The organism is Levilactobacillus zymae, assembly GCF_032190635.1.
GTDB lineage: Bacteria > Bacillota > Bacilli > Lactobacillales > Lactobacillaceae > Levilactobacillus > Levilactobacillus zymae_A.
Map to the genome: position 1 here is coordinate 2259818 of NZ_JAVLAS010000001.1, position 12612 is coordinate 2272429.

Here is a 12612-nt window from a genome sequence, read left to right on the forward strand (position 1 = left end):
TGTGCCATCCCTTCTAAAAGACCGTGTACATCACAACGCCGACAATCGTCATGGTCAACCCGACCAACGTTTCGTAAGGAACCGAGTGCATCCGGTCCTTCAACGTCATATTCATGGCGTTGGCCGTCACGTGGAAATAGTTCCCTTGTGGCAAGTGGTCGATCACCGTCGCCCCAGTATGAACCATGACAGCGGCGGCTAACGGTGCCGTGCCAAAGGCCAAAATGGCTTTGCCAAAGGAACCCGTCGCCAAGATAACCCCCGTAGAGGTGGAAGCCGTGGCAGCCGCCATCAAGATCCCCGCGATTGGCGCTAAGAAGGTCCCAGAAATTCCCGAAACCTTAATCAGATGGACAATCGCAGCGGGTAACGTCGAGGTTGTAATCAGGCCCCCAATGGCCCCCGCACCGATTAAGATCAGTACGACGTCCGTCATGCGGGTCATCCCCGCCTTAGTGTAAGCCAGCACCTGCTTACCTTGGTGCATCGCCAGCATTCCTACCAGTCCGGCCAGCGGTAGAATGTACATGGCATCGACCTCAAACTTTTCCAACACCTGCACGTGGAGCACGTTGCCCACTGGGTTCAGGAGTAACAACACAATGGCCAGTACTGGCGCCACAATGGCCGACTTAAGTGAGGGCAACGTCCCCGTCGGCGCGGCCTGGTCTTGATTGGCCGTAATATCGGCCATGGTCGCAATTTGTCCCCGGTGTCGCAGAAGCGTGGCTAATAGAACACTCGCCGCTAACCCAAAGACCGCCGGGATAAAGTCCGCCACCATGAGTTGACTCAATTCCACGTTGAAGCCGTGGGCCGCCGCGATGGTATTGGGATTCGGCGAAATGATGTTTCCCGCCTTCCCCCCACCAGATAGGGCCACTAGCAAGGCCAGTTTAGAAATCTGCATGCGACTCCCGACCTCTAAGGCAATGGGGGCCACGATCAGCACCGCCACGGGAATGAAGACGCCCACCGCCGTGATAATCATGGTCGCTAAGGCCAGCGACAAGATCGCCAAGCTCTCCCCAAATTTCGTGACGATCCCCCGCGCAATGGCGTTGGCTGCCCCGGATTCCATCATGACTCCGGCAAAAACTCCGGCTGCTAACACCCGAACCACGGTGCCCATCACGCTTTGTGAGCCCGTCACCACAATGTTCACGGTTTGGGTTAAATTAGCCCCACCAATCAACGCGCCCACAATGGTCCCCAAAAGTAACGCGTATACCGGATTCAACTTTCGTAAAATTAAAATAATCGCTAGTGCTAATCCGATCAAAGCACCCCACCAACTGACTGAAACCGCCATGCTCTATCGCTCCTTTAATTCTCATTGATGGTTCCCCACTAATCTGAATTTTGGCATAATTAACAGTAAAGTAATCGGTTACAATTTCTAACCAGCTAACCATTATTCGTTCCTTATCAGGGCAATAAGGAACATGTTATTTAGTGAGCAACCATTGACTGCTTTTTACTTTACCCATCTTGATTGACCGGTACAATGGACATAGTGTCCAAAAATTAGCCGTCTTTTTCGTCACTATGTCAACGCAACGCATAAGGAGTGATTTTTCGTGAAACTTAGTGCCGATCTGGCTCAAACAATCGTGAACAAGATGATGGCCCAGATTCCCTATAACGTCAATATGATGGACGACCAGGGGTATATCATCGCTAGTGGCGACGTGACGCGGTTAAACACCCTGCACGTCGGCGCCGTCAAGGCGATTCAGCAGCAAAAAACACTGCCGATGTACCACGCTTACGGTCACCACGGCCAACCCGGCGTGAATATGCCGGTCTTCTTCAATCAACAAATTGTCGGCGTGATTGGGATTACCGGCGACCCCGACAAGGTGACCCCTTTAGCTTCTCTCCTCCGCGTGGCCACCGAACTGCTCCTGCAACAAAGCCAGGATAACCAACGCCAGCAACAACGGGAAAACGAACTCCAACGGTTGCTCTATCAATGGATTAATGTGCCGGTCGGCCAGCCCCTCCCCACCGAGCTAACCCTGGCCGCCCATCAACTACACCTGAACTTAACCTTACCCCGCCAAGCCATTGCCCTGGCCACGTCCGACTTACCGACCACCCTGCTCGAGGCTAGCGATCTGCGGCTTTCGTTGACCGCTCAAGTTACCATTGTCTTAACCACCACTGCGGCTACCGTCCAACGGTTAACGACCTACGCGCGCACCGCCCATATTTTGTTGGGAATTGGCGAAACCGCCCTAACCCCCGCCCAGTCGGTTCAACAGGCCCGTCAAACCCTCCACCTTAACCAGCAACTTCACCGCCCGGATCTCATTAATTTTTCCCAGATCCGTTTCCAACAACTTCTGTTAGACGGCCATCTGGCCTTAGACCCCCTCGTTACCCAATTTCGTGAGCTAGCCCGTACCGCCACGGGTCAGGAGCTCATCCAAACGTTAACCGTCTACATTGCTCACAACGGTAACGTGACCCAAACGGCCAAAGTCCTCCACGCCCATCGCAATACCCTAATTTACCGGTTACATAAATTGCAGGATTATTTTGGCCGCGACCCCCATCAAGACCTGGAACGCTTCGAGCTTTACTTAGGACTACTCTACTTTCGGACGACAAACTAAAAACTGCTAAGGCGACCCCTTAAGGGAACCGTCTTAGCAGTTTTAATGACATCTTATTTTAGTTCTAGTCATCAACGTGCGGATTCATGGTTAGCGACGAAGACTCCCGGAGAATCCAGGTAATCCCGTAGGCATCCACGATTTGGCCCATCTTGCCACCCTGTGTCTGGTCCGCAAACGGGTTAATCACCTTCACGTCGGACTTGATCAACCGCTGGTACAGCGCCATCAATTCCTTGACGCCCTCGCTATCGTCCTCATCAACGACCAACATTAATGAAATTAACGTGGACGACGTGGGTTGTCCCATCAACGCATCGGCACATTGAACATCTAAGCCTAAGAGCTGAAACCCACCTTGCATGGTCAACTGCTCTAGGTCGACGTCTGGTTCTAGTCCGTATTGTTCCGCCTCTTCTGCCGTTGGACTGATGCGGTAGACGTTAGTGGCACCAAAGACCCCCTGGTAATAGGCCAGGGCCTCCTTGGCATTTTCAAATTCCAAATAGGGAATTAACTTTGCTTGCATCATCGGTACCTCGTTACTTTTTTAGTCTGGTCGTTACTAGTCGTCACTGACGCCCGCGTCCCGTAAAATCTGGCGAATCGCCGCGACCGACCGGTCCACCGTTTGGTGACTCGCGGGGGTGGCCGGTTGCCGGTTCGTCCGAGCCTGAGGCGCTGCGGCCGGTGACGTAGGCGCGGTCTTCGCCGTCGTGACGGGGCCCGTCACCGGTGGCGTCACCCCCGGCGTCGTCATGTGATCCATGGTTTGGTTTAACAGGTGATCGACAAACACGTTACCGGAGTTGGTGGCGTGCCCCTTGGTCCAGTGAAACGTGAGGTGCGTAAATTGGGGCAACAACTGATCAACCTGCCGCCACAGTTCGGCGTTGGCTAACGGACCAGCACTGCGCTTCCAACCGCGCCGTTTCCACCCCGCTAACCAGCCCTGAGTCACCGCGTTTAACACGTACCGGGAATCCAACACGAATTGCACGGACCGGGTCGCTTGCCCCAGCCGGTTTAACTGCTGAAGCGCCCGTAAGAACGCCATGATTTCCATGCGGTTATTGCTGGCGCCCCATTCGCCCGCCGAATCGGTCACCACCTGATCGGCCAACTCAATTCGGTAAGCCCAAGCAGCCTTATCACTAGTCCGGACGTGGCCGCCCGCGACGTTGCCCGTATTCCGCGAACCACCATCCGTGTAAACGGTGATTTCGGCGGGAGCTGCCGAACCGGTTGCCCGTGACTGGGGAGCCCCCGTCGTCGTTGGTGTTGGGGGAGTCGTTACCCCGGTCAGGAAGGCCTGAGCCGCTGCTAGGGTCGGAAAACTTTTGTATTGCGCGCCCGGATACCCACTAACCTGTTTTTGGGCGTCCGGCCAGGTTCGATAAATTCCGGTCTGACGACCCTGACGAACCGCATAATATTTTTGTCCCATCCTATTCCCCGCTTTCGCACTAATCTTAGCTAGTTTACCATACTTTCCCCGCACTTCGACGAAATTGAGTATTACCAAAATCATGAAGCCGTTACCATTCAACTAGCCAATTAGTCCTGTTACCACCGCCTTTTCGGTAAGCAACGAACCTTAAGAATGGGTAACTTAGAGGGGGAAATTGTTTTCATCATGTAGGGATTATGCTAACCTAGTATGTAGAAGGATTTTACTGACCGGCGGGTAATTTATGTGTTATCCTGTCCAAACTTTTAAGGGGGTTTTTATGGAAAGTCCTATCCGTGCAACACTTATCACCGTCGACCAAGCCCGGGCCATGTTAAAAGACCAACGTGACCAACGGGGTGAACGTTTTCCCCAGCTCGCACTCTCCGGCCAGTATATCTTGCCAGACTATCGGCTCACACGCAAACGGGAAGCCTTTAAGATTCGACGTCATACGTTCTTAAAGAAACATTTTCGTTCTTACGTCGCCTTCGATTCCGATAACGGACAAACGCTGTGGATTCATAACTTCCCCAGCCTGTCCGAAGCATGCTTCTGGCTAAATACTGGCCTAAAGCCCACCGACACCGACTCGACCAGTTCCTATCAGGAATGGAAGACGCACCACGTTGAGGAAATCGAACGTTTAAAAGAACAGTTACGCACCCAACACCACGACAAGAAAAAGGTCGTCGCCACCCCCAAGAAGCCCTCGGTTTCTACGGTGAAGAAGACCAAACATCTGAAAAAGTAAGCGTTCCGGATTTCCGGGACGTTTTTTGTTTACCCTTCTGCTGACAGCTGAAAACCGCGGGCCCGAGCAACTGCACGGGTCCGCGGTTCCGGCGGAACTTGTTTACTTGGTTAAGTTTAAGTGGACCTGTTTCGGGTCGGTCTGCACGATGACGCGTCCGTGGTGAATCGAATACAGAACTTCGGCGCGCGTGTTCAACGCGTTATAGAAGTTATCGCTGTTCATGATCACCAGATTGGCGGGCTTCCCCACCGCAATGCCGTAGTGGTCACCCACGTGCATCGCCTTAGCCCCGTGAGTCGTCACGAACTGGTACGAATTCAAGATGTCGTCATACCCCATCATCTGGGTTACGTGAATCCCGGTGTGCAGGGCGTCAAGCATATTACCATCGCCCATCGGGTACCACGGGTCCTTAATGTCGTCTTCCCCAAAGGCCACGTTCACGCCGGCCTCGTTGAGTTCCTTAACCCGGGTTAAGCCGCGGCGCTTCGGATAGGTGTCGAACCGACCGCCCAAGTGGGTGTTAATTAACGGGTTAGAAATCATGTTGATGTGGGAAAGTTGCAGTAACCGCATCAACTTGTAGGCGTAAGCGTTATTGTATGATCCCATGGCCGTGGTGTGACTGGCCGTGACCTGGTCACCCAACCCGGTTTCGTAGGCCAAGGTGGCCAAGGTCTCCAATCCGCGGGAAGCCGGGTCGTCAATCTCGTCACAGTGGGCATCGACTAACTTGCCGTATTTTTGCGCCAGGTCGACCGCAAAATGCAGTGATTCCACACTGTATTCCCGGGTGAACTCGAAGTGCGGAATGGCCCCAATCACGTCGACCCCCAGCTTGGCAGCTTGTTCCATCAATTCCTTGCCGTGAGGGAACGACAAGATACCGTCCTGAGGAAAGGCCACCAATTGGAGTTCGATGAAGTCCTTGACCTCGTCGCGGACCTCCAACAACGCCTTTAGTGCCGTCAGGTTCGGGTCGGTCACGTCCACGTGGGAGCGAACGAACTGAATTCCGTGGGACGCCTGCAGTTCCAGCGCCTGCCGCGCCCGTTGTTTGACGTCGGCATGGGTCAACGTCTTTTTACGTTCCCCCCAGATGCGAATCCCGTCGAACAGGGTCCCGGACTGGTTCCATTCGGGATCCCCTGCCGTCATGGTACTATCCAGGTGCACGTGCGGATCGACGAACGGCGGGATAATTAATTTGCCGTGAGCGTCGATGACCGTTTCGTGGGCCTTGGGCGTAAGCTGGGCCGCAATGGCGGTGAACTTACCGTCCTCGATCCGAATATCTTGTGGATCAGTTGCGTTTTCAATCAATCCTTGTTGAATTAACATATCTACTTCTTCCTCCTGAAACGGGTATGTCCGTCGCCACACCTGTAGATGCGTTGCAACCCGACTTAGTAAAATCCCGAAACCGTTTGGCCGAACCACAAGAGTAAGCCATCGGCTAACGCACCTAAGGCGGCCGCCCAACCGGCGACCACTAGCCACGCCACCCACCAATTGGACTGATGGGGAAACGCCTTCACGATTCCTATTAAGCTTATCACACATCCCCCCAAACCGAGCGATAAAGTTAGGGGCTCGTGACCCAGAATGCGGTACGCCCAACCCGTGGCCCCGTTCAGGGCAAAAATACCCGCTAAAAGACCAAGTAGCCCCCAAACTAACCCTCGCCATTGTTGTCGCGACATTTATTTCATCCCCTCACGACGTTTCTGAAACAACTCTTCGTACATTTTCAACGTTCCATGCTATCCTTAGGCTAATTGGGATTTTCCTAAGGAGGAGACATTCAGATGACAAATACTTACCCACAAGCGCTAACCATCGCCGGTTCCGATAGTGATGGTAGTGCTGGCATGCAAGCTGATCTACATACGTTCTTTGCCCGTGGCGTTTACGGTGCTTCCGTAATCACCGCCTGCGTGGCCGGCAATTCATACGGTATCCACGCGAGTGTACCGATGCCCACGGACTTCATCAACCAAGAGTTCCAAGACTTAGCTGACGATTACCAGATTCGGGCCGCCAAGACCGGCATGTTGGCCGATTCCGAACTCATCACCGACGTGGTCCGCAACTACCAGGCTGCCGACTTCGGCCCCCTAGTGGTCGATCCCGTCATCATGACCAAGCACGGGAACCAACTCTTAGAGGAAAGTGCCTTCAAAACGTTACGGACGCAACTATTGCCCCTAGCCACGGTCCTCACGCCAAACTTCTATGAGGTGGAAAAAATCACCGAAACGACGATTCATAGTGATGCGGACATCGTGGCCGCGGCGCACCAGATGCAACAAATGGGGGCCAAAAACATTGTCGCTAAGGGGAGTCACGCGTTGACCAACCAAACCGCCGTCCGCGACTTTGTTTTGCTAGAATCCGGCGACAGCTTCTGGTTAAGCCAGCCTTACCACGCCACGGACCGGGTTAACGGGACCGGGGATTCCCTGTCAGCCTGCATTACCGCTGAGCTGGCTAAGGGGACGCCAATGAAGCGGGCCATTACGATTGCGAAGACCTTCGTCAACACCGCAATTGGGACCCCCATTGACGTGGGTCATAAATTTGGCCCCATCAACCATTGGGCTGCCCAAAATCGAACTTACGATTAACTGGCCACTTAAGAGTGGGCCTGGTGAGCGTAAACGACGAGCCGTAAGGCGGAACCAGCTGCCTTTTAGCCCCCGTTTCGTTCCCTCCAAAAAAATATTTGGTGACACCAACGAGTCTGAGACTTTTGTCCCAGACTCGTTGCTATTTTCAAGGCGACGGCTGCCCAACCACCTTAGGTTCCCCGCGGTGGCGCTCCTTACCATTTGTCCGGTCGCCAGGTCCGCCCGTCAATTTCTCCCTGTAATTGGTCTTGCCGCCGGGCCTGTTCGTCTACCAATTGCGCCAACGCCACCCAGAAAGCCCGGTCCGTGAATCTTGATTGGTGTTGCGCCAGCGCTTGAATCTGTTGATGTAACCACGCCTGATTATCAGTCATCGTCCTGCTCCTTAATCATGGCTAACGTGGCCATGAGTTCTGCCAAGGTGTCTACCTGTTGCGTCACCGTCGTCGCAATCAAGCGCCCCGTTGTCTGGTCGGCCGGCTTAAGTTGGGCCACCTTCTCCGGTAACCGCGCCGCAAACCAAGCCTGCCGATTGGCTAGCGTGTCCGGCGCCGATTGCGTGAGGTAGCGTTGATAGGCCACCACCAGGCGTAACTTTTGGGGCTCGTCTAAGTAGTTGAATTGGTGGACCGCAAAGATCGGCAGCCAACTCATTTTCGCTCGGTGAGCCAGGGCTGCTAAGGGCGCCATCAGGGCGTCTAGGGTCACGTTTTCGGTCCCGCCACGCCGAAAGGCCTGAGCGGGCATGCCCGTGGTCACCACGATTCCCAGTTCTTTATCCGCTAAGGGATATCGGTGATCGCCGTAGACGAAGGTACGGGTCAAAACGGTGTCCTCCCAGTGTTTCAGGCTCGCCGGAGCGGCATACCAGTACAACGGGAACTGTAGAATAATCCGGTCCGCCTGCCGCAAGGCCGCTTGCTCTTGGGACACATCATAGTCCCGCTGGTCGAGCACCCGGTACGTCACCCCATCAGCCGGCAAACTCGCCTTAAAAAACTGCTGGGTGGTCGAATCCGCCAAGTGGGGGTGCGCCACCAATACCAACGTTTGCATCTTGGTCAACTCCTTTACAATTGCATTTACTGTAGCATAGAAATCGGTTTTTCCCACCAAAAAAGGCCCACAAGTCAATGCTTGCAAGCCTCGGGTTTTAACTTAATCGTTGCTTGGAATGATCAGAGAAGCGGTCGCGACCGGCCAGATGCTTACTCTTCTTCCGAAAGGCCGCTAAATTATTGAGGTACAATTGCCCTCCCGCAGCGAACAAGATAATCAACAAAATGATCAACACAGCCATCATCAGAAATTCCCCCCGTCAACATTAGGTTACAAATATATTATCGTAATGTTACAGAAAGATTGCAAGGGAAATTCACTAAAAATTAGATTTTCTTGAGAATTATTGCCCCGCGTGCTCCGACTGGGTAGTCGATTCCGAGTGGCGAGAAGACTCCCGTTGTCGGTCCTGGCGGTGCTTTTTAACCTTCTTAACTTGATTGGAAATCTGGTTGGTTGGGCTAACGTCCTTTTTCCCTGATAAGTTCGAAACGGGATAGGCGATTAATAACACCACGACGGCGACGCCCACGTACATCAAATTCCGGCGCCGGTCGCCCTGCGCTTGGGTAATCTGAAAGAAATAGTAAATCAGGCTAATGGCGGCGAAGAAGACCACGATTTCCGCCACAATGTGCACCAGCGTCATCCTTTTGGCCCCCCTTCATGCGGTTTGGCAACACGCCAAGTTCGCTTCCGACTCGCGATTGACACGGCGCAACGGCTTCTCTATAATAAATGACTGTGAGTGGTTTTGTCGCAATAGCTCAGCTGGATAGAGCAACGGTCTTCTAAACCGTAGGTCGAGGGTTCGAACCTCTCTTGCGACATCGTTAATTAACTGCATCAAGTGACCCACTCAGCGCCCCGGAACGATCTCCGGGCGCTTTTTTTGCGTTCATTTATTTTAAATGCTGGGCAAACGTCTTGATGTTTTCGCGGACGAAACGGTCCAACGGAATTCCCAGTTCGCCATACGAGTAAACGTCATTAAACACCGCATTCCCGAAGTTGATGAGGATAAAGTTACTGACCTCTTGGGAAACATTAACCTGCGCGTTAATCTCCCCACTAGCCACCATCTTGTTAAAGGTGTTAGTCAGCGATGCTTGAAATTGTAGGGGTAACTTCTTCACCGCCTGGCGGATCTCGGGGAATTGATTCCCCTCTTTAACCCCCAATAGGGAAACTGCCTGGTGTCGTTGAATAAAGTCCGCGTACAGTTCCGCAACCCGTTGCAGGTCCGTTTCAATGTTACCGTCAATTTGGAACGTCTCGTTAATTTCATCAATGTCGTCGATGTAGAGACTAATCAGTCGGTCCAGTAGGTGGTGCTTATCTTGAAAGTGCCGAAAAACCGTGCTCTCATTGACCCCTGCTCGGTCCGCAATTTTGCGCGTCGTGGTCCCATGGTAACCATACTTTAAAACTAATTCCGAAAAGGCGGTCAAGATACGCTGATCCGTTTCTTGCTTCGTCGCCATCCTATCGAGCTCCTTTTCACTAAAGATCATCGTTTAAGTTAAGTGTACCATGGGTACCCGTTAACTTGCCGGAATACGCCTAGCAAAAAATTTGTTATACTGAGGGTAAATACTTCATGGGCAACACCAATGACTCTCGCGATGGGGCTCATATTAGGAGGAGAGACACATGAAACTCGCCAATTATAAACGACTATGGGGGGTACTGATCGCCGGCGTAGCCGCACTAATCTGTCAGTTTATCTTGCGGCAACCCCAGTGGACGGCCGGCATCCTGATTATCGCCGGAAGTCTGATTGCCCTACTCATGTTCGTCGACATGGTCCAGACCTTAAAATCCGGTAAATTTGGGGTCGACCTCCTCGCCATTACGGCGGCCATCGCTACGTTGGCCGTAGGAGAATACTGGGCCGCCCTCATTGTCCTATTAATGCTGACCGGGGGAGACGCGCTAGAAGATTTCGCCGCTCACCGGGCCAACACCGAGCTGCAGAGCCTCCTGGCTAATTCCCCCCAAGACGCCCACCTGGTCACGGGAGACTCTCTGACGGACATTCACATCGATGCCGTCACCGTTGGTCAGGAACTTCTGGTCAAACCGGGGGAAGCCATTCCCGTCGACGGGACGATTTTGCAGGGAACGACCACGGTTGACGAATCCTCTTTGACGGGGGAATCGCGCCCCATCGATAAACAACCGACCGACACCGTGATGTCCGGAGCCATCAACGGTGAGCACGCCATTCACATTCAAGCCGACCAAACGGCGGCCAACAGTCAGTACCAAAACATCGTCCGCTTGGTCAAACAGGCCGAAAATCAACCGGCCCACTTTGTGCGAATGGCCGATCGGTACGCCGTGCCCTTTACCTTAGGCGCCTACCTCATCGCTGGGATTGCCTGGTGGCTGTCCGGCGACCCCGTGCGCGTTGCCGAAGTCTTGGTCGTGGCCTCCCCGTGACCCTTAATCTTAGCCGCCCCGATTGCACTGGTCTCCGGCATGAGTCGGGCCAGTCGAAACGGGATCATCGTTAAGACCGGGACCACGCTAGAAAAGTTAGCCCAGGTCCGTAGTTTCGCCTTCGATAAGACCGGAACCATCACCCAAGGTAACCTGGTCGTGGCCAGCGTCTTACCCCAAGCGGATCTCAGTAGCGCGCGGCTGCTGCAGCTTGCCGCCAGCGTTGAGCAACACTCTAACCACGTGTTGGCGCGCTCATTACTAGCCGCTAACCAGCAGGCCCTATTACCGGCTAGCGACGTGACGGAAACCACGGCGGCCGGAATTCAGGCCACCATCGACGGGCAAACGGTGCGTGCCGGCAAAGCCAGCTACATCACTACCGCTGCTATTCAAAAGGTCCAACAAACCGCCGTCTACGTCTCCGTTAATGATCAATACGTGGGGTGTGTGACCTTTACCGATCGGGTTCGGCCGGAAGCGGCCACGACCATGACCACCCTGCACCGGCTCGGCATTAACAACCTCCTGATGATTTCCGGGGATCAACCCACCATTGCCCACCAGATTGCGCGTGAAGTGGGGATCGATCAGGTGCACGCCGAGTGTCTACCGGCCGATAAGATCAGTGTGTTGCGGCAACTTCCTGCCGACCAGCGCCCCGTCGCCATGGTGGGCGATGGGGTCAACGACGCCCCTTCACTGGTGACGGCCGACGTGGGGATCGCCATGGGGGCCCACGGGGCTACCGCAGCCAGTGAATCCGCCGATGCGGTGGTCTTAAAGGACGACCTGACCCGGGTCAGCACCGCCGTTCAGATCTCGCGGGATACCATGCGCATCGCCCGGCAGTCGGTTCTGATCGGGATCGCCATTTGTACTGGGCTGATGTTAATTGCCAGCTTCGGGGTTATCCCCGCCATCATCGGGGCCCTGTTCCAGGAAGCCGTCGATACCATCACGATTCTCTACGCCTTACGGGCCAGAACGGACCGCTAACCCCAATATTTACCCAAACTCGCGACTGACTCCAGTGGCGAGTTTTTCTTTGCGCCCAATCATCAATCAGTGACCGTTGCCATAGTGGCCGCACCAACCGGTCACCCCGCAAGAGTCCAGCCACTCATGCTGACCATAAACGCCTATGCTCAGGGTAAACCAATCTAGGGGGCGTCTTTTATGAAATCGGTTAAAACTCAATCGTTGCCCACCGTTGTGCAGTCGTATTTGAAAGTGTTACCGTTAGTCGGCGTGCTTCTATTATTGAATTGCCAGTTTGTCGTCGGCCACTTCGTCTGGCACTGGTCACCGCTGTCGTGGTATTGGCTTTTGTGCTACGGGCTGTTCCCACTGGCGGACCGCTACGTTCACCAGTTAACCACTCGACTACTCGCCCGGCACCCGGTAGCGACTCCCACCGCGCCGAGACCTCGCGCCGCCATCTACGCCGCAGGTCTCCCCTTAATGCCCTTAGAAGACTACGACCCGCACCAAGTCCGGTTCTTACCGGCACTGGGGCGGCTCAGTCTCATTTTGTTGCTGGCACCGGCAATCGTTCTGATTGGCAGTGTCAGTCACCGACACAACTCCCTCTAATCGAAAGCGCCACCCTGACGGGGCAGATCTCCGTCAGGGTGACGTTTTTTATTA

At 54.1% G+C, this 12612-nt stretch carries 14 protein-coding genes, 1 tRNA gene and 1 pseudogene; 6 read left to right on the forward strand and 10 right to left on the reverse strand.

Translation table 11 applies throughout. The annotated features are described in order from the left end of the window. Window positions 1-13 precede the first annotated feature (13 nt). Window positions 14-1312: a GntP family permease gene (locus RI501_RS10805; protein WP_313822486.1), complete on the reverse strand. Its 1299-nt coding sequence runs from the start codon at window positions 1310-1312 to the stop codon at window positions 14-16. A 268-nt stretch (window positions 1313-1580) separates the two neighbouring features. On the opposite strand from RI501_RS10805, the gene RI501_RS10810 reads away from it, so the two are divergent. After that, complete coding sequence (locus tag RI501_RS10810; protein ID WP_313822488.1) at window positions 1581-2621, forward strand: CdaR family transcriptional regulator; 1041 nt, start codon at window positions 1581-1583, stop codon at window positions 2619-2621. Between the two features lie 64 nt (window positions 2622-2685). Here the strand turns inward: RI501_RS10810 and RI501_RS10815 are convergent, their stop codons facing one another. Both RI501_RS10815 and RI501_RS10820 read right to left on the reverse strand, forming a co-directional pair. Then, window positions 2686-3150 carry a VOC family protein gene (locus RI501_RS10815; RefSeq protein ID WP_313822490.1) on the reverse strand — a complete coding sequence of 155 codons (465 nt, stop codon included), beginning with the start codon at window positions 3148-3150 and terminating at the stop codon, window positions 2686-2688. Between the two features lie 36 nt (window positions 3151-3186). Then, entirely contained in the window at window positions 3187-4068 is an 882-nt protein-coding gene (locus RI501_RS10820; RefSeq protein WP_313822492.1) for a ribonuclease H family protein, read from the reverse strand. Between the two features lie 283 nt (window positions 4069-4351). Between RI501_RS10820 and RI501_RS10825 the strand changes: the two genes are divergently transcribed. Further along, window positions 4352-4825: a hypothetical protein gene (locus tag RI501_RS10825; RefSeq protein ID WP_313822494.1), complete on the forward strand. Its 474-nt coding sequence runs from the start codon at window positions 4352-4354 to the stop codon at window positions 4823-4825. 102 nt (window positions 4826-4927) lie between these two features. On the opposite strand, the gene codA is transcribed toward RI501_RS10825, so the two are convergent. Together codA and RI501_RS10835 are read right to left on the reverse strand one after the other, a co-directional pair. Further along, window positions 4928-6169, reverse strand: a complete 1242-nt coding sequence (codA, locus tag RI501_RS10830) for a cytosine deaminase (protein WP_313822496.1) — start codon at window positions 6167-6169, stop codon at window positions 4928-4930. Window positions 6170-6234: 65 nt separating this feature from the next. Further along, window positions 6235-6531, reverse strand: a complete 297-nt coding sequence (locus RI501_RS10835; protein WP_313822498.1) for a hypothetical protein — start codon at window positions 6529-6531, stop codon at window positions 6235-6237. Window positions 6532-6636: 105 nt separating this feature from the next. Between RI501_RS10835 and thiD the strand changes: the two genes are divergently transcribed. Next, window positions 6637-7455: a bifunctional hydroxymethylpyrimidine kinase/phosphomethylpyrimidine kinase gene (gene thiD, locus RI501_RS10840; protein ID WP_313822500.1), complete on the forward strand. Its 819-nt coding sequence runs from the start codon at window positions 6637-6639 to the stop codon at window positions 7453-7455. Between the two features lie 197 nt (window positions 7456-7652). On the opposite strand, the gene RI501_RS10845 is transcribed toward thiD, so the two are convergent. The 4 genes from RI501_RS10845 to RI501_RS10860 form a co-directional block, all read right to left on the reverse strand. Next, window positions 7653-7832, reverse strand: coding sequence for a hypothetical protein (locus RI501_RS10845; RefSeq protein WP_313822502.1), 180 nt, complete (start codon window positions 7830-7832; stop codon window positions 7653-7655). Continuing rightward, window positions 7825-8514, reverse strand: a complete 690-nt coding sequence (locus RI501_RS10850) for an NAD(P)H-dependent oxidoreductase (protein ID WP_313822504.1) — start codon at window positions 8512-8514, stop codon at window positions 7825-7827. The genes RI501_RS10845 and RI501_RS10850 overlap by 8 nt, the downstream gene beginning before the upstream one ends. Window positions 8515-8611: 97 nt before the next feature. Next, a complete protein-coding gene (locus tag RI501_RS10855) occupies window positions 8612-8761 on the reverse strand; it encodes a hypothetical protein (RefSeq protein WP_313822506.1) in 150 nt (49 codons plus the stop codon). Between the two features lie 99 nt (window positions 8762-8860). Continuing rightward, the gene (locus tag RI501_RS10860) at window positions 8861-9166 is read right to left on the reverse strand and encodes a hypothetical protein (protein WP_313822508.1); all 306 of its coding nucleotides are present in this window, start codon (window positions 9164-9166) and stop codon (window positions 8861-8863) included. 107 nt (window positions 9167-9273) lie between these two features. On the opposite strand from RI501_RS10860, the gene RI501_RS10865 reads away from it, so the two are divergent. Next, window positions 9274-9347 (forward strand) — tRNA-Arg (locus RI501_RS10865). 72 nt (window positions 9348-9419) lie between these two features. Here RI501_RS10865 and RI501_RS10870 read toward each other — a convergent pair. After that, a complete protein-coding gene (locus RI501_RS10870; RefSeq protein WP_313822509.1) occupies window positions 9420-10001 on the reverse strand; it encodes a TetR/AcrR family transcriptional regulator in 582 nt (193 codons plus the stop codon). Window positions 10002-10170: 169 nt separating this feature from the next. Between RI501_RS10870 and RI501_RS10875 the strand changes: the two are divergent. Both RI501_RS10875 and RI501_RS10880 read left to right on the forward strand, forming a co-directional pair. Next, window positions 10171-11961: pseudogene (locus tag RI501_RS10875) on the forward strand (heavy metal translocating P-type ATPase). A 180-nt stretch (window positions 11962-12141) separates the two neighbouring features. Continuing rightward, complete coding sequence (locus tag RI501_RS10880; protein WP_313822511.1) at window positions 12142-12558, forward strand: hypothetical protein; 417 nt, start codon at window positions 12142-12144, stop codon at window positions 12556-12558. Window positions 12559-12612 lie beyond the last annotated feature (54 nt).